The following is a 16620-nucleotide window of genomic DNA, read 5'->3' as shown; positions in this document are numbered from 1 at the left end:
TATGGCCGTATCGCCGCTAGCCCCGCAATGGCTGCACTTCCCGGAAAACATCAACGCGCTTCGTCAGATCGAGTGGGCTTCGGGGGTTTCCCGCGAGGTTGGCGGCGAACTGTCCATCCAGGGCCTTCCCGTCTCCGCGCTGGCAGCCGAATTCGGCACCCCGCTGTTCGTGCTCGACGAGAACGACTTCCGTGCCCGCGCGCGCGGATTCAAGACCGCCTTCGATGAGGCGTTCAAGGAGCTGTGCGGGGGAGTCGACGTCTACTACGCCGGCAAGGCGTTCTTGTGCACCGAGGTGGCCCGCTGGGTGACCGACGAGGGCCTGCGCCTTGACACCTGCTCCGGCGGCGAGCTGGCAGTGGCCGGCGCCGCCAAGGTGCCGGCCGCCAACCTCTCGCTGCACGGGAACAACAAGTCGGCAGCCGAGATCACCCGTGCCATCGAGATGGGAGTGGGACGCCTGGTCATCGACTCGCTGGACGAGCTGGACCGGGTGATCTCCATCGCCGACGCCCTGGGCATCACCGCCCAGGTCATGCTGCGCATCACCCCCGGCGTGCATGCCTCCACCCACGAGGCCATCGCCACCGCGCATGAGGACCAGAAGTTCGGCCTGTCCATCCTGGACGACGCCTCCGGCAGCTCGCCGGCGCTGCGCGCGGTCGCCCAGGCGATCGAGGCGAAGAACATCAACCTGCTGGGCCTGCACGCCCACATCGGTTCGCAGATCTTCGAGGCCGAGGGCTTCGCCATGGTCGCGCGCACCATGCTCGGCCTGCTGGCCCGGATCCGCGAGATCCACGGCGTTTCCCTGCCCGAGCTGGATCTGGGCGGCGGCTACGGCATCGCCTACACCTCCGAGGACCACCCGTCCACCCCGGCGAAGCTGGCCGGCCAGATGGCCGAGGTGGTCTCGGCCACCTGCGCCGAACTGGAACTGGACTGCCCGCGCATCTCCATCGAGCCGGGCCGCGCCATCGCCGGCCCGTCCACCTTCACCCTCTACGAGGCCGGCGTGCGCAAGGACGTCCAGGTGGAAGACGAAACCGGGGCGCTGCATCCGCGCCGCTACATTTCGGTGGACGGCGGGATGAGCGACAACCCGCGTCCGGTGCTCTACGACGCGCAATACACCGCCGTGCTGGCCAGCCGTATGACGCAAAGCGACGCAATTATTTCTCGTGTAGTTGGGAAACATTGCGAGTCAGGTGACATAGTCGTGAAGGACGTTTACCTGCCCGAGGACGTGGCGGCCGGCGATTTGCTCGCCGTTCCGGCCACCGGCGCCTACTGCTGGGCGCTGTCGAGCAACTACAACTACCTCACCCGTCCCGCGGTGGCAGCTGTACGCGATGGCCAAGCCCGTCTGATCGTGCGCAGGGAAACGGAAACAGACTTGTTGGCCCGCGACATGGGAGTTTAATTGAGCGGCGAAAAGAACCTGAAGGTAGCCCTGCTGGGTTGCGGCACGGTCGGGGCCCAGGTGGCCCGGATCCTGCTGGAAGATGCGAATGAACTGGCGGCCCGCTCGGGCGCTGGCCTGCAGCTGATCGGCATTGCCGTGCGCAACCTGGATGCCAAACGCGATGCGGCGCTGCCCCAGGAGCTTTTCACCACCGACGCTCCCGGGCTGATCGCCCAGGCCGATGTGGTCATCGAGCTGCTCGGCGGCATGGAGCCTGCCGGCGAATACATCGCCGCCGCGCTGTCCAAGGGCGCCAGCGTCATCACCGGCAACAAGGCGCTGATCGCGCTCAAGGGCGCGGAGCTGAACGCTCTGGCCGCGCAGCACGGCGCGCAGCTGCGCTACGAGGCGGCGGTGGCCGGGGCCATCCCGATCCTGCGCCCGATCGCCGACTCGCTGGCGGGCGACCACATCACCAAGGTGATGGGCATCGTCAACGGCACCACCAACTTCATCCTCGACGCGATGGACACCACCGGTGCCGCCTTCGACGACGTGCTGGCCGAAGCCCAGGCGCTGGGCTACGCCGAAGCCGATCCGACCGCCGACGTGGGCGGGCACGACGCCGCCGCGAAGGCGGCCATCCTGGCCTCGCTGGCCTTCCACACCACTGTGTCCTCGGAGCAGGTCTGGACCCAGGGCATCACCGAGGTCACCGCCGCCGATGTCGCCGCCGCGTCCGCCGCCGGCTACGTGATCAAGCTGCTGGCCATCGCCGAACGCGCAGACGCCGGGATCTCGGTGCGCGTCTACCCGGCGCTGGTGCGCCGCAGCCACCCGCTGGCCACCGTGCACGGCGCGTTCAACGCGGTGTTCGTCGAGGCCGAGAATGCCGGGGACCTGATGTTCTACGGCGCCGGCGCGGGCGGGAACCCGACCGCCTCGGCGGTGATGGGTGACGTCGTCGCCGTGGCCCGGCAGATCGCCGCTGGAGCGCCGCTGCCCAACGGCTCGGCCAGCCAGGCCCCGAGGATGCTGGACTTCGAAGCCATCGACACCCGCTACTGGATCGGCCTGTCGGTCAAGGACCAGCCGGGCGTGCTGGCGGCCATCGCCACCGTCTTCGGCGAGCACGGGGTCTCCATCGAGTCGATGAGCCAGCAGGTCGACGCCGAGGCCGGCGCGCAGCTGCGCATCCTGACCCACCAGGGCACCGAAGCTGCCCTGGCCAGCACCGTCGAGGCGCTCACCGCGCTGGACGCGGTGCACTGTGTACTATCCGTTATGCGAGTTGAAGGAAACTAACGTGGCTCACCAGTGGCGCGGAGTGATCCGCGAATACGCCGATCGCCTGCCAGTCGACGAAAACACCAAGGTCATCACGCTCGGCGAGGGCGGCACCCCGCTGGTCTACGCCCCGGCGCTGTCGGCGGAAACCGGCAACGAGGTGTACCTGAAGGTCGAGGGCATGAACCCGACCGGTTCCTTCAAGGACCGCGGCATGACCATGGCGATGACCGCAGCAGTGGCCGCCGGCGCCAAGGCAGTGGTGTGCGCCTCCACCGGCAACACCTCCGCCTCGGCCGCCGCCTACGCCACCCAGGCCGGGCTGAAGTGCGCGGTGCTGGTGCCGGACGGCAAGATCTCCATGGGCAAGATGTCCCAGGCGATCGCGCACGGCGCCGACATCATCCAGATCGACGGCAACTTCGACAACTGCCTGGAAGTCGCGCGCAAGCTCAGCGAGAACTACCCGGTGTTCCTGGTGAACTCGGTGAATCCGGCCCGCATCCAGGGCCAGAAGACCGGCGCCTTCGAGGTCGTGGACTTCCTGGGCGACGCCCCGGACTACCACCTGCTGCCGGTAGGCAACGCGGGCAACATCACCGCGTACTGGAAGGGCTATAAGGAGTACTCCACGGCGTGGACCAACCAGGCCGGCAAGGTGCTGGAACCGGTAGCGACCAAGACCCCGATCATGTGGGGCTTCCAGGCCGCCGGGGCCGCCCCGATCGTCGCCGGGCACCCGATCACCGAACCGGACACCATCGCCACCGCGATCCGCATCGGCAACCCTGCTTCCTGGGAGCAGGCCGAAGCGGCCCGCGACGAATCCGGCGGGCAGATCGACTCGGTCACCGATGAGGAAATTCTCGCCGCGCACCGCTGGCTCTCCTCGCGCGAAGGCGTGTTCGTGGAACCCGCCTCGGCAGCCGGCGTCGCCGGACTGCTCAAGCACCACGCCGCCGGCAACGTGCCCACCGGCAAGAAGATCGTGATCACCGTAACCGGCCACGGCCTGAAGGATCCTGACTGGGCGCTGAAGCAGGCCGACGGCTCCGATGTGGCGCCGAAGAAGGTGGCCTTCGACGTGGTCGAGGTCGCAGGCGCCCTGGGCCTGGCCTAGCATTCCGCCGCCGGCATTGATCCGGCAGCCCAACGGCCCGCCGCGCCTTCGGTTCTCCCCATCGGGGAAGCTGAACGTGGCGGGCCGTTGCGCACCCGTTACCACTCGCACCGAAATTTTGAAGGAACCATGACGCAGCAGATCGCCCTGGGCCAGAAGTTGATCGTTTCCCCTCCGGCCACCTCCGCCAACCTCGGTCCCGGCTTCGATTCGCTGGGCCTGGCCCTGGAATACCGAGACCGCCTTGAGGTGGGCACCGCGCACTCCAGCCGCGTCGAGATTTTCGGTGATGGGGCCGATGAGCTGCCACGCGATGAGTCGCATCTGATCATCAAGGAAATGCACCGCTACTGGAAAGACGCCGGCTTCGCCCCGGTAGGCGTGGAACTGGTGGCGCATAACCGCATTCCGCATGCTCGGGGCATGGGCTCGTCCGCCGCGGCGATCGTTGCCGCCTATGCTGCGGCCGACGCGCTGCTGCCAGCAGAGGCACGTCGTGGAACCGAATCAATCTTCCAGGCCGCGGCCGCGTGGGAAGGCCACCCGGATAATGTGGCCCCCGCGGTCTTTGGCGGTTTGAGCATTTCTGCCACGAATCCCGATGGCAGCTTCAGCTCCGTGCAGGTGCCATTGCACCCGGATCTGCGTGCGGTGCTGGCCATCCCTTCCAACGGGCTGTCCACCGAAGTGGCCCGTGGTGCACTGCCCTCGCACATCGAGCATGCGGTGGCCGCGGCGAACAGCGCTAGTGCCGCCTTGCTGATCCACGCTTTGAGCAATGACCCAAGCCAACTGCTGGGCGGCACCAAGGACTACCTGCACCAGGATTACCGGGCTGCGGCCATGCCGCAAAGCGCCGCACTGATTGCCAAGCTGCGCGATGCCGGATTGGCCGCAGTGGTTTCCGGTGCCGGCCCAACGGTGATGACCCTGGTATCCAGCGAGGACCAGGTAGCTGCCGTGCAAGCGGTGATCAACGAATTTTCTGCGAGTTCTCCAGTGTCTTGGCGTGCTGAAGTTCCCAAGCTTGCCTCTAACGGTGTTACAGTAGAAGTGCTGTAACACCATGGCAGGCCGGATCGCTGGGCAGTAGCCCGGTCCGAATCATTTGTGGCCAGTGTTGATGCGGATAAATTCGGTTCTTGAACCCCATTTCATCCCTCCAGCCGCTCCGGATTTCCCTGCAGTTCGCAGCACCTTTGATATCCCGCATCCAGGTACGTCTTCGTGCCCAGGCGATATCAGTCTCTTTAATCCACCGCAGTTTTGCTCCGAATTCTGGGCTATCTTGCGGGGAGAAAGTGAAGTAGCCACGAAATCTTCGGCTACGGAACATCATTTACGGCATAGTGGGCCTGCCTGAAGCGGCCCATCCTACGAGTCAGAAGGAACTTTCGTGACCGAAACCACGAGCCTCACCGAAGGCGTGGACACCAAGACTTCCGAAAATAAGAGTGCCGGTCTGGCCTCTTTGAAGATGACCCAGCTGCAGCAGTTGGCTTCCCAGCTGGGAATTACCGGCGGGTCGCGCATGCGCAAGGCTGATCTGGTCAAGGCCATCGGCGACCACCAGCGCGGTGGCTCCGTTGCCGCCAAGGACGCCAAGGCCGCGCAGGAAGCCAAGGCCGCACAGGAAGCGAAGTCGGCCAAGGCCGAAGCACCTGCAGCCAAGGCAGAAGCCGCCGCCGAGCCGGCCAAGGAAACCAAGGCCCGCGCACGCCGCGCCCCGAAGGCCGCAGCCAAGGAGCAGGCCGAGACCGATACCGCCGCCGCACCGGAATCCGCGGCAGCTGCCGAAGCACCGGCGGAAAAGCCTGCTCGCGCACGCCGCACCTCGCGCCGCGTGACCGACTCCGGCAAGGTTGCCGCTGCTGCCGAAACCAAGGAAGCAGGCGCCGAGGCACCAGCCGAGAAGCAGCCGTCGACCGAGAAGCAGGCCCCAGCCGAGGAAGCCAAGGCCCCGCGCCAGCGCCGCAACTCGCGCAGCAGCAAGCCAGCTGAGCAGCCTGCAGAACAGGGCGCCGAACCAGCTGAGGCTCCGGCAGAGAACACCGAGAACAACGGCGAAGCACGCGAAGAGCGCCGCGAGCGCGGCAGCCGCCGTGAGCGTGGCAACCGCCGTGAGCGCAACAACGATCGCAATGACGCCGCCGATTCGGAGAACGCCGAAGAGCGCACCGACCGCCGCGAAGAGCGCCGCGAGCGCAACAACGATCGCAATGACCGGAACAACCGCCGTGAGCGCAACAACGATCGCAATGATCGCAACAACGATCGCAATGATCGCAACAACGACTCGAACGACTCGGAGAACACCGAGGAGCGTTCGGAGCGCAGCGAGCGCAATGACCGCCGTGAACGCCGCGAGCGCAACAATGACCGCAATGACCGGAACAACCGCCGTGAGCGCAACAACGACCGCAACGACCGGAACAACCGCAACCGCCGCAACCGCCGCGACGACGACGAGCCGCAGCTGAGCGAAGACGATGTCGTGCTGCCGATCGCCGGTATCCTGGACGTGCTGGAGAACTACGCGTTTGTCCGCACCTCCGGCTACCTTCCCGGCCCGAACGACGTCTACGTCACCCTGGGACAGGTCAAGAAGTACAACCTGCGCAAGGGCGACGCGATCGTCGGCGCCATCCGCCAGCCGCGCGAGGGCGAGACCCCGAACCCGCGCCAGAAGTTCAACGCCCTGGTGCAGCTGACTTCCGTCAACGGCAAGAAGCCGGAAGACAACAAGGAACGCGTCGAGTTCAACAAGCTCGTGCCGCTGTACCCGACCGAGCGCCTGCGCCTGGAAACCGACCCGAAGCTGGTCGGCCCGCGCGTCATCGACCTGGTCGCCCCGATCGGCAAGGGCCAGCGCGGCCTGATCGTCTCGCCTCCGAAGGCCGGCAAGACCCTGATCCTGCAGTCCATCGCGAACGCCATCACGACCAACAACCCAGAGGTGCACCTGATGATGGTGCTGGTCGACGAGCGTCCCGAAGAAGTCACCGACATGCAGCGCACCGTCAAGGGCGAGGTCATCGCCTCGACCTTCGACCGCCCGGCAGATGACCACACCACCGTGGCCGAGCTGGCCATCGAGCGCGCCAAGCGCCTGGTGGAAATGGGCATGGATGTCGTGGTCCTGCTGGACTCGATGACCCGCCTGGGCCGCGCCTACAACCTGGCCGCCCCTGCCTCGGGCCGCATCCTCTCCGGCGGCGTGGACTCGGCGGCGCTGTACCCGCCGAAGCGCTTCTTCGGTGCCGCCCGCAACATCGAGAACGGCGGCTCGCTGACCATCCTGGCCACCGCCCTGGTGGAGACCGGATCCAAGATGGACGAGGTCATCTTCGAGGAATTCAAGGGCACCGGCAACATGGAGCTTCGCCTCTCGCGCCAGCTGGCCGAGAAGCGCATCTTCCCTGCGGTGGATGTCAACGCATCCTCGACCCGCCGCGAAGAGCAGCTGATGAGTGCCGAAGAGGTGCGCATCATGTGGCGCCTGCGCCGCATGCTCTCGGGCATCGATCCGCAGCAGGCACTGGAGGTGCTCACCGGGAAGATCCGCGAGACCCAGTCCAACGCGGAATTCCTGATGCTGGTCAACAAGACCACTCCAAACAAGGATTAGCACCATCCACCGCCATGGCGTCCAGCCAGCTTGCCACCCCGGCAGCTGGCTGGACGCCATCGGCGCGTAGAGACACCTCGCTCGCCGGTGACCGCCGGCGCAGCGTCTAGAATTGAATTCCAGCAGTGCCCAGGAACGCAGCAAGCGCCGGCACTGCGCGGAAAACGCCAACAAGGAAGCACACCACCATGTTCGAGTCCGTCAAGTCGCTACTAGAAGAGCATGCAGCCATCCAGGCGCAGCTCTCGGATCCAGCGGTGTACGCCGACCAGGCGCTGGCCCGCAAGCTCGGCCGCCGTTCGGCCCAGCTGAACGGCATCGTCGAAGCCTACAACAAGTGGAACACCGCCACCGAGGACCTGGAAGCTGCCAAGGAAATGGCCGACGAGGATCCGGACTTCGCCGAAGAGGTCGAAACCCTGACCGCCGAGCTGCCGGCGCTGGAGGAGAAGCTGCGCCGCCTGCTGATCCCGCGCGACGAGAACGACGGCCGCAACGTGATCCTCGAAGTCAAGGGCGGTGAAGGCGGCGACGAAGCGGCGCTGTTCGCGGCCGACCTGCTGCGCATGTACACCCGCTTCGCCGAGCACAAGGGCTGGAAGGTCGAGATGATCTCCTACAACGAGTCCGACCTCGGCGGCTACAAGGACGCCCAGGTGGCCATCAAGGGCAACTCCAACGACCCGGCAGAAGGCGTCTACGCCCAGCTGAAGTTCGAGGGCGGCGTGCACCGCGTGCAGCGCGTGCCGGTCACCGAATCCCAGGGCCGCATCCACACCTCGGCCGCCGGCGTGCTGGTGCTGCCCGAGGTGGACGAGCCCGAAGAAGTCGACATCCACCAGAATGATTTGAAGATCGACGTCTACCGTTCCTCGGGCCCCGGCGGCCAGTCGGTGAACACCACCGACTCCGCGGTGCGCATCACCCACCTGCCTACCGGCATCGTGGTGGCCATGCAGAACGAGAAGTCGCAGATCCAGAACCGCGAAGCGGCGATGCGCGTGCTGCGCTCGCGCCTGCTGGCCCACCAGCAGGAGCAGATCGACGCCGAGAACTCGGCGCAGCGCGCCAGCCAGATCCGCACCATGGACCGCTCCGAGCGCATCCGCACCTACAACTACCCGGAGAACCGCATCGCGGATCACCGCACCGGGTACAAGGCCTACAACCTGGACGCCGTGATGGACGGCGACCTGCAGCCGGTGGTGGACTCCTGCATCCAGATGGACGAGGAAGAGCGCCTGGCTGCGCTGGGCGAGTAACTGCGCCTTGGAAGAACTATCTGCCGTACGCCGCCAGGCGATTGCGGCGCTGGCCGACGCCGGGGTGCCAAGCCCCGGCGTCGACGCCGATCTGCTGCTCTGCCATGTGCTGGGCATCGACCGCGCGCAGCTGAAGCTGCGCGAGCTGCGCGGCGACGGCCTTCAGCCGGCGCACCGGGAGCAGTTCACCGAGCTGGTGGCAGCCCGGCGCACCCGCATCCCGCTGCAGCACCTGACCGGCGTCGCCTACTTCCGCTACCTGGAACTGGAGGTCGGGCCGGGGGTCTTCACCCCGCGGCCGGAAACCGAAACCGTGGTGCAGCTGGGCCTTGATTTCCTGGCGGCCCACGGGATCGGTAGCCCTCGGTGCATCGACTTGTGCTCGGGTTCCGGCGCCATTGCCGCGGCCCTGGCCAGCGAGGTGCCGGCGGCCCGCGTCTGGGCAGTTGAGCTCTCGGAGGATGCCATCGGCTATACCCGGGCCAACTGCGAACCCCACGGGGTCACCGTGCTTCACCAGGACGCCACGCAGCTGCCCGCCCAGCTGGACGGCACCATGGACCTGGTGATCTCCAATCCGCCGTACATCCCGCCGAATGCGGTGCCGCGCGAGGTCGAGGTGCGCGAGCACGACCCGGAGATGGCGTTGTACGGGCTGGGGGAGGACGGGCTGCAGATCCCGCGTGCCGTCACTGCCCAGGCCCTGAAGCTTCTTCGCCCCGGCGGCTGGTACGTGATGGAACACGCCGAAGTGCAGCGCGAGAGCGCGGCCGCGATGCTGCGCGAAGCAGGATTCACGCAAGTGGCCGGCCACCAGGACCTCACCGGGCGCGCCCGCGCCACATCCGGCTACGCGCCCCAATAACCCAACGACACACCAGTGCATGAAAGAATGATCCCGTGAGCACAACATTTTCGGTAAGCAACGAGCAGGAACATGCTGACGGCATCGCCGCAGCCAAGGCTGCACTGGCGGACAAGCGCTGCATCGTCTTGCCCACAGATACCGTCTACGGGATCGGCGCCGATGCCTTCAGCGCCCAGGGCGTAGCGATGCTGCTGGCGGCCAAGGGCCGCAGCCGCACCATGCCGCCACCGGTGCTGATTGCCCAGACCGCCACCATGGACGGGCTGGCCCGGGACATCCCAGAGGAAGCCCGCAAGCTGGCCGAAGCCTTCTGGCCAGGCGGCCTGACCCTGATCCTGCACGCCCAGCCGTCGCTGACCTGGGATCTGGGGGAGACCCGCGGCACCGTGGCGCTGCGCGTGCCCAACGACGACACCGCCCTGGAACTGCTGGGCCAGACCGGCCCGCTGGCAGTGTCCTCGGCGAACCGCACCGGCAACGCTGCGGCGCTGGATGTCGAGCAGGCCATCGCCCAGCTGGGAGAGTCGGTGGACGTGTACCTCGACGGCGGTCCGCGCGGCGCGGCCGGCGAAGAAGTCCTGCCATCGACCATCATCGATTGCACCGGCGCGCACCTGCAGGTAGTCCGCTCGGGCGCAATTTCCATTGAGGAATTGCGCGTGGTTGTCCCTGGAATTCTCGATTTGGGACAGGACGCACCGGAAACCGGCGCATGAGAACTTATGTCCTGCTCATAGCGTTCAGCTTTACGGTCTCGTTCCTGCTCACGCCGATCGTGCGCACGCTCGGCCAGCGCTTTACCGGGAACCAGCTGGTGCGCGAACGCGACCAGCATGAAAAGCCGATCGTGAAGTTCGGCGGGCTGGCAATCATCGCCGCCTTCGCCGCAGGATTATGGCTCGCGAGCAATTTCCATTTCTTCCGCGGGGTCTTCGGCAATGACGAAGCCATCCGCGGCATCGCCTACGCGCTGGGCGTCATCGTGCTCATGGGCCTGGCCGATGACATGTACGACTTGAAGTGGTGGCTGAAGCTCGCCGGGCAGATCCTGATCGGCTGGCTGATCGCCACCCACGGAATCGTCATCCAGTCGCTGCCGGTCGGTTCGTGGCAGATCGATGAGCCGTGGCTGCAGATTGCGGTGACGGTGTTCCTGATCGTGCTGACCATGAACGCGATCAACTTCTCCGATGGGCTCGATGGCCTGGCCGCCGGCCTGGCCGCCATTGGCGCGGCGACCTTCTTCGTGTATTCCTACGTGCTGGCCACGCATGTGAGCGCGGATGACTACGCTAACATCGGGGCGCTGCTCTGCGCCCTGCTGCTCGGCGCCTGCCTGGGCTTCCTGCCGCACAACTTCAACCCGGCGAATATCTTCATGGGGGAGACCGGGGTGCTGGCCATCGGCATGGTCCTCTCGGTGGCCGCCATCGCGGTGACCGGGGATGTGCAGGGACTGGAAGCGCGGCGCTTCCGCAACATCCCTGCCTACATGCCGATGCTGCTGCCGATGGTCATCGTGTTCCTACCAGTCCTGGACCTTGTGCTCTCGGTCTTCCGCCGGCTGGCCAACAAACGCTCACCCTTTTCACCGGACGCCAAGCACATCCACCACAGGATGCTGGCCCAGGGCCATTCGGTGCGCCAGTCGGTGATCCTGCTGTACCTCTGGGCTGCCGTGATTGCTGTCTCAGTGGTGTCCATCGCCTTCATCCCGGTCATCCTGGTGGTGCCGATGGCCTTGCTGTTGTTCCTAGTGGCAGCCGTGGCGACCTGGCGTCCGCTGGTGATCAAGCGGGTCGATGCCCTGCGCAAGCGCATGGGCAAGGCCTAGTCCGGTTAATTAGCCAAGTAATGCATGCGCAATCTGTTTCTATCTCGTGTAGAATTCAATGTGGATCTTCTTCCTCCTGTTCTTTTCGGGAACGGGCGGGAGTTTCAAGTTTCATCAGCATCGATGGGTGCGCGATGGTCCCTCGGTGTTGACGAAGAAAGGTTGCGGACGTGAATTCTGGTTCTGCCCGCGTCAGTGCTTCGTCAGCCCCGAAATCCATCTGGCTGCCGATTCTTGGCTTGTCACTGGTGTATTCGGCGATCGCTACCGCCATATTTTTCCTGATTTCATGGCTGGTAGCTGATCTCGCCTACGCGCTTTCTGGCACGCTGGCTGCCGGGATCGTGATCGGCTTCTTCGCAATTGGCATCCTCATCGCCGAAGCTGCCGGGCGAATCCGCCGATCGTGGGCCATGCCCGCATTCCTAGGCGTCTTTGTCATCAAGGTTTTCGGCATCGCCTTCGTGCTGTTGAACCTGGGGTTGCCCGAATGGGTCAACCGCCAGGGATTCGTTCTTGCAGCAGCTATCTCCCTTGTTGCCTGGCAGGTTGGCGAGGTGCGTGCCTTCATGAAGGCACGCCTGGCTATCTACAACGAGGAATAGAGTATTCCGCCCGACTTTGTGTCGGTGGGGTGCTGTGAGTTTGATAAGCTTACTTCGGGTCATTTTTGGCCGTCCGCTGAACTGCGGGCGGTTTATGCAAGATGCATCCGCGGGGAGACCCGCAGATGGACCTTCATCAGGGTTGATGCTTTGGCATGGGCCGTGATGGGATCCCCGTTTGATCTTTTCTTCACACGGTGAGAGGCAGTTACCGCCAGTCACCGCCTTTTGCCCGTGACCGTTACTGCAGAGAGGACAGCGCGTTGTTCGCGTTTGCGCTCCCAATGGCCTCAGAAGAAGGCGGCTTCGTACCGCCATCCGTTTCCGATACCCACCTTCCAGATATCTTCCCTTGGATGGCGGAGTACGGCACGGGTTTCGGCAAGCAGATGCTCATGATCGTTTTGTCGATCGTGCTCATCACTTGGTTCTTCACCGCGGCCATCAAGAACCCTAAATTGGTTCCAGGCAAGATGCAGTACATCGCTGAAACCGGTTACGCATTCGTACGTAACGGAATTGGCCGCGACATCATCGGCGAGAAGAACTTCCGTCCTTGGATTCCTCTGCTGTTCGCGACCTTCTTCTTCGTACTGCTGAACAACCTCTTCGGCGCGATTCCGTTCCTGCAGCTTCCATCGTTCTCACACGCTGGTTCTGCCTACGCGATGGCTATCATCATCTACGGCACCTGGATTGCCGTAGGCCTGAAGAACCATGGTATCCGCTACTTCAAGCTGGCTGTCGTCCCGTCCGGTGTTCCGGGCTGGATCATGCCGCTGATGGTTCCGTTGGAAATCATTTCTAACTTCATCGTTCGCCCGCTGACGCACTCGCTGCGTTTGATGGCAACGATGCTGGCCGGTCACATGATCGTGATGCTGGCAGCGTCCGGTGCACGTCACCTGATCGTTGTCCAGGACTCCCTGGCCATGAACGGCCTCGGCGTGCTGGTCATCATCGGATCGGTCGCAATGTACTTCCTGGAACTTCTGATCATGTGCCTGCAGGCGTTCGTTTTCGCCCTGCTGACCGCGATCTACCTCCAAGGTGCAATTGAAGCCGACGCCCACTAGGCCAACACTTCTTTCTTCCAACCCATAAAGATCTTCCTTGAGTCGCTCAAGGAATACCTCACAACCTACCGGCAAAAGCCCGGTATCTTGAAAGGAACATAATCACATGTTGCACGGCTCCCTGAATATGATCGGCTACGGCCTGGCTGCTATCGGTTCGGCTATCGGCGTTGGCTTGATCTTCGCTGCCTACATCAACGGTGTTGCTCGTCAGCCAGAGGCTCAGCGCATCCTGCAGCCAATCGCCATGCTTGGCTTCGCACTTGCTGAAGCACTGGCCATCCTGGGCCTGGTCTTCGCCTTCGTCGTAGGCGCCTAGTCTTTTCGCAACTGTAGTGGCCTCGCCACTATCGCGAGGCGTACACAAAAGCGGAAACTAGTAGATAAGGAATAGTGAGAATGAACAGCACTGATTTCATCCTCGCTGCGAGCGAATCGGTCAACCCGCTGTTGCCGAACCCGTGGGAAATTCTCGTTACGGGTGTTGGTTTCGCGGTCCTTCTGTTCATCGTCATCAAGGTGATTGCTCCGAAGTTCGAGCAGTCCTATGAAGATCGCGTCACCGCGATCGAAGGTGGCCTTGAGAAGGCTGAAGCAGCGCAGAAGGAAGCAGAGGAGACCTTGGCACTGTACAAGGCCCAGCTTCTGGAAGCACGCACCGAAGCAAACCGCATCCGTGAGGAAGCTCGTAGCGAAGGTGCTCAGATCCTCGCCGATCTGAAGACCAAGGCAACCGATGAGGCAGCTCGCATCACCGAGCAGTCGCACCGCCAGATCGAGGCTGAGCGCGTATCCGCACTGGCTTCGCTCCGCACCGACGTGGGCGCATTGGCTACCGAGCTTGCAAGCAAGGTTGTTGACGAAGCTCTGCAGGACGATGCCCGTGCCCAGCGCGTGGTTGACAAGTTCCTGACCGATTTGGAAGCTCAGCAGAACGCAGGTGCATCGAACTAATGGCAAGTGTATCGAGCGAGTCACTAGCAAAGGCTTTGGAGTTCCTGGAACCCAAGCTGGCACTGGCATCTATTGAGCTGCCTAAGGAACTGTTCGCGGTCCTGGAAGTACTGGATGCAAATGCCGGTCTCCGCCGCGCATTGACTGACCCAGCCCGTGGGAATGCCGACAAGGCAGGCCTTTTGGCTCAGCTGCTGCGCGGAAAGGTCTCGGCTGACGCCGAGGACACCGTTGCGCAGCTGGCTTCTACCCGCTGGAGCTCGGAACGTGACATTAGCGATGCGCTCGAAACGCTGGCTGTCACCGCGGTTGCCGCGGTGGCGGAACAGCAGGACGGCGCTTCGGGGCTGAACAAGCTGGAGCAGGATCTGTTCTCCTTCATCGAGGTAGTTCGTGGCAATCACGAGCTGCAGCGTGCGTTGGATGATGCACAGGCCCCAGTCGAGGCTAAGCGCGCACTCGCGCTGAAGCTCGTGCCTAACGCGTCGCAGACCTCGCAGGTTTTGATCTCCCAGGCAGTTTCGAACCCCCGCGGTTTGAAGCCGGCAGCCTTGGTTGGACGTTTCGTAGAGCTCGTGGCCAAGCGCCAGCAGCGCTGGATCGCTTCGGTGACCAGCTCCATCGAACTGTCCGAAGCCCAGCTTTCGCGCCTGGAGAGCGGCCTGAACAAGCTATACGGTCGTCAGCTCAAGCTCAACACCACTACCGACCCATCGCTGGTTGGTGGCCTGGTAGTCAAGGTTGGCGACGAAGTTGTCGACGCTTCCGTGGCATCACGCGTGGCCGAGTTGCGCCGCGCCTTGGCCAGCTAGGACTCATTGGGCGCGAGGAGCAATCCTTCGCCCGGTGTTCCTGGCTGCCAGGACCACAACAGACTTCATTCACATTCGATTCGGCCCGCCGGGCCGGATCACAATTTAGGAGAGCAGGGACTGCAGATGGCCGATTTGACCATCAATGCCAACGACGTCCGCGATGCCCTAAACGAGTTCGCATCTTCCTTCGAACCGGGTAAGGCAGAGCGCACCGAGGTGGGACGCGTCGTCGCCGCGAGCGACGGCATCGCCAGAGTGGAAGGCCTTCCTTCCGTCATGGCCAACGAGTTGCTGAAGTTCGAAGATGGCACCCTGGGCTTGGCCCAGAACCTCGATACCCGCGAAATCGGTGTCGTTGTGCTTGGTGACTTCACCGGCATCGAAGCTGGCCAGAAGGTAGAGCGCACCGGCGAGATCCTTTCGGTTCCAGTCGGCGACGGCTACCTGGGCCGCGTGGTCGACCCATTGGGCGAGCCACTGGACAACCTGGGCCCAATCGCTTCCGAGGGCCGCCGCGCCCTGGAGCTCCAGGCACCAGGCGTGACCCAGCGCAAGAGCGTGCACGAGCCAATGCAGACCGGTCTGAAGGCCATCGACGCCATGATCCCGATCGGCCGCGGCCAGCGCCAGCTGATCATTGGCGACCGCCAGACCGGCAAGACCGCCATCGCGGTTGACACCATCCTGAACCAGCGTGCCAACTGGGAGTCCGGCGATCAGACCAAGCAGGTCCGCTGCATCTACGTGGCAATCGGCCAGAAGGCATCGACCATCGCTGCCGTCCGCCAGACGCTCGAAGAGCAGGGCGCCCTGGAGTACACCACCATCGTGGCCTCCCCGGCATCGGACCCAGCTGGCTTCAAGTACTTGGCTCCTTACGCAGGCTCGGCCATCGGCCAGCACTGGATGTACGGCGGCAAGCACGTTCTGATCGTGTTCGATGATCTGTCGAAGCAGGCAGAAGCCTACCGTGCCGTGTCCCTGCTGCTGCGCCGTCCGCCAGGACGCGAAGCCTACCCAGGCGACGTCTTCTACCTGCACTCCCGCCTGCTTGAGCGTTGCGCCAAGCTGTCGGACGACTTGGGTGCAGGCTCGATGACTGGCTTGCCAATCATCGAAACCAAGGCCAACGACGTGGGCGCGTTCATTCCGACCAACGTCATCTCGATCACCGACGGCCAGATCTTCTTGCAGTCGGACCTCTTCAACGCCAACCAGCGTCCAGCTGTCGACGTGGGTATCTCGGTATCCCGCGTTGGCGGTTCGGCACAGGTCAAGGCCATGAAGAAGGTTTCCGGTACCTTGAAGCTGGAACTGGCCCAGTACCGCGACATGCAGGCATTCGCCATGTTCGCTTCGGACCTGGATGCCGCTTCCAAGCAGCAGCTGACCCGTGGCGCACGCCTGATGGAACTGCTCAAGCAGGGCCAGTACACCCCGTACCCGGTTGAGGACCAGGTCGTTTCGATCTGGGCCGGAACCAACGGCTACCTGGACGATGTCCCGGTTGAGGATGTACGCCGCTTCGAGGGCGAGTTCATCGAGTACCTGCGCCACCGCACCGATGTGCTGACCGTGATTGGCCAGACCGGCAAGCTGGAGAACGAGACTCTGGAAGCCATGAAGACCGCTGTTGCGGACTTCAAGGCCGGCTTCTTCGGCGAAGGCGACGACAAGCTTGTCGCAGCCGGACACGAAGAGCATGACGCTCTCGATTCCGAGTCCGTTGACCAGGAACAGATCGTCAAGCAGAAGCGCTGACATTT

15 protein-coding genes are annotated in these 16620 nt (G+C 63.9%); all 15 read left to right on the top strand.

Going from position 1 to position 16620, the window contains the following annotated elements:
- Position 1: 1 nt before the first annotated feature.
- The 15 genes from lysA to atpA all read left to right on the top strand — a co-directional run bounded on the left by lysA (position 2) and on the right by atpA (position 16615).
- Positions 2-1423 carry a diaminopimelate decarboxylase gene (gene lysA / locus EKH49_RS09260; protein ID WP_128470612.1) on the top strand — a complete coding sequence of 474 codons (1422 nt, stop codon included), beginning with the start codon at positions 2-4 and terminating at the stop codon, positions 1421-1423.
- Positions 1424-2710 (top strand): homoserine dehydrogenase, encoded by a 1287-nt coding sequence (locus tag EKH49_RS09255; protein WP_128470611.1) that lies wholly within the window; start codon positions 1424-1426, stop codon positions 2708-2710.
- A gap of 1 nt (position 2711) precedes the next feature.
- Positions 2712-3812 (top strand): threonine synthase, encoded by a 1101-nt coding sequence (gene thrC / locus EKH49_RS09250; RefSeq protein WP_128470610.1) that lies wholly within the window; start codon positions 2712-2714, stop codon positions 3810-3812.
- Between the two features lie 129 nt (positions 3813-3941).
- Positions 3942-4874, top strand: a complete 933-nt coding sequence (gene thrB / locus EKH49_RS09245; RefSeq protein ID WP_128470609.1) for a homoserine kinase — start codon at positions 3942-3944, stop codon at positions 4872-4874.
- A 334-nt stretch (positions 4875-5208) separates the two neighbouring features.
- The gene (rho, locus tag EKH49_RS09240; RefSeq protein ID WP_128470608.1) at positions 5209-7440 is read left to right on the top strand and encodes a transcription termination factor Rho; all 2232 of its coding nucleotides are present in this window, start codon (positions 5209-5211) and stop codon (positions 7438-7440) included.
- Positions 7441-7628: 188 nt separating this feature from the next.
- The gene (prfA, locus tag EKH49_RS09235; RefSeq protein ID WP_038990452.1) at positions 7629-8702 is read left to right on the top strand and encodes a peptide chain release factor 1; all 1074 of its coding nucleotides are present in this window, start codon (positions 7629-7631) and stop codon (positions 8700-8702) included.
- 7 nt (positions 8703-8709) lie between these two features.
- The gene (gene prmC / locus EKH49_RS09230) at positions 8710-9567 is read left to right on the top strand and encodes a peptide chain release factor N(5)-glutamine methyltransferase (protein ID WP_128470607.1); all 858 of its coding nucleotides are present in this window, start codon (positions 8710-8712) and stop codon (positions 9565-9567) included.
- 35 nt (positions 9568-9602) lie between these two features.
- On the top strand, positions 9603-10286 hold the full coding sequence (locus tag EKH49_RS09225; RefSeq protein ID WP_128470606.1) for an L-threonylcarbamoyladenylate synthase: 684 nt from the start codon (positions 9603-9605) through the stop codon (positions 10284-10286).
- Positions 10283-11404, top strand: coding sequence for an MraY family glycosyltransferase (locus EKH49_RS09220; protein ID WP_128470605.1), 1122 nt, complete (start codon positions 10283-10285; stop codon positions 11402-11404). The genes EKH49_RS09225 and EKH49_RS09220 overlap by 4 nt, the downstream gene beginning before the upstream one ends.
- A gap of 170 nt (positions 11405-11574) precedes the next feature.
- On the top strand, positions 11575-12009 hold the full coding sequence (locus EKH49_RS09215) for a hypothetical protein (RefSeq protein ID WP_128470604.1): 435 nt from the start codon (positions 11575-11577) through the stop codon (positions 12007-12009).
- A gap of 284 nt (positions 12010-12293) precedes the next feature.
- Positions 12294-13085, top strand: a complete 792-nt coding sequence (gene atpB, locus EKH49_RS09210; protein ID WP_083515384.1) for a F0F1 ATP synthase subunit A — start codon at positions 12294-12296, stop codon at positions 13083-13085.
- Positions 13086-13191: 106 nt separating this feature from the next.
- Complete coding sequence (locus EKH49_RS09205) at positions 13192-13404, top strand: ATP synthase subunit C (protein WP_038990456.1); 213 nt, start codon at positions 13192-13194, stop codon at positions 13402-13404.
- A gap of 80 nt (positions 13405-13484) precedes the next feature.
- Positions 13485-14039 (top strand): F0F1 ATP synthase subunit B, encoded by a 555-nt coding sequence (locus EKH49_RS09200; RefSeq protein WP_038990457.1) that lies wholly within the window; start codon positions 13485-13487, stop codon positions 14037-14039.
- Complete coding sequence (locus EKH49_RS09195) at positions 14039-14851, top strand: F0F1 ATP synthase subunit delta (RefSeq protein ID WP_128470603.1); 813 nt, start codon at positions 14039-14041, stop codon at positions 14849-14851. Before EKH49_RS09200 ends, EKH49_RS09195 begins: the two co-directional genes overlap by 1 nt.
- 126 nt (positions 14852-14977) lie before the next feature.
- Positions 14978-16615, top strand: a complete 1638-nt coding sequence (gene atpA / locus EKH49_RS09190) for a F0F1 ATP synthase subunit alpha (RefSeq protein ID WP_128470602.1) — start codon at positions 14978-14980, stop codon at positions 16613-16615.
- The last annotated feature ends 5 nt before the right edge of the window (positions 16616-16620 follow it).

It is taken from the genome of Glutamicibacter sp. HZAU (assembly GCF_004100365.1).
GTDB classification, from domain to species: Bacteria; Actinomycetota; Actinomycetes; order Actinomycetales; family Micrococcaceae; genus Glutamicibacter; species Glutamicibacter nicotianae.
This window is presented reverse-complemented; position numbering and strand designations above follow the sequence as displayed.

Coding starts and splice junctions, on each gene's coding strand:
- lysA (WP_128470612.1), top strand. CDS start 2: ATGGCCGTATCGCCGCTAGCCCCGCAATGGCTGCACTTCCCGGAAAAC.
- thrB (WP_128470609.1), top strand. CDS start 3,942: ATGACGCAGCAGATCGCCCTGGGCCAGAAGTTGATCGTTTCCCCTCCG.
- prfA (WP_038990452.1), top strand. CDS start 7,629: ATGTTCGAGTCCGTCAAGTCGCTACTAGAAGAGCATGCAGCCATCCAG.
- EKH49_RS09220 (WP_128470605.1), top strand. CDS start 10,283: ATGAGAACTTATGTCCTGCTCATAGCGTTCAGCTTTACGGTCTCGTTC.
- atpB (WP_083515384.1), top strand. CDS start 12,294: ATGGCCTCAGAAGAAGGCGGCTTCGTACCGCCATCCGTTTCCGATACC.
- EKH49_RS09205 (WP_038990456.1), top strand. CDS start 13,192: ATGTTGCACGGCTCCCTGAATATGATCGGCTACGGCCTGGCTGCTATC.
- EKH49_RS09200 (WP_038990457.1), top strand. CDS start 13,485: ATGAACAGCACTGATTTCATCCTCGCTGCGAGCGAATCGGTCAACCCG.
- EKH49_RS09195 (WP_128470603.1), top strand. CDS start 14,039: ATGGCAAGTGTATCGAGCGAGTCACTAGCAAAGGCTTTGGAGTTCCTG.
- atpA (WP_128470602.1), top strand. CDS start 14,978: ATGGCCGATTTGACCATCAATGCCAACGACGTCCGCGATGCCCTAAAC.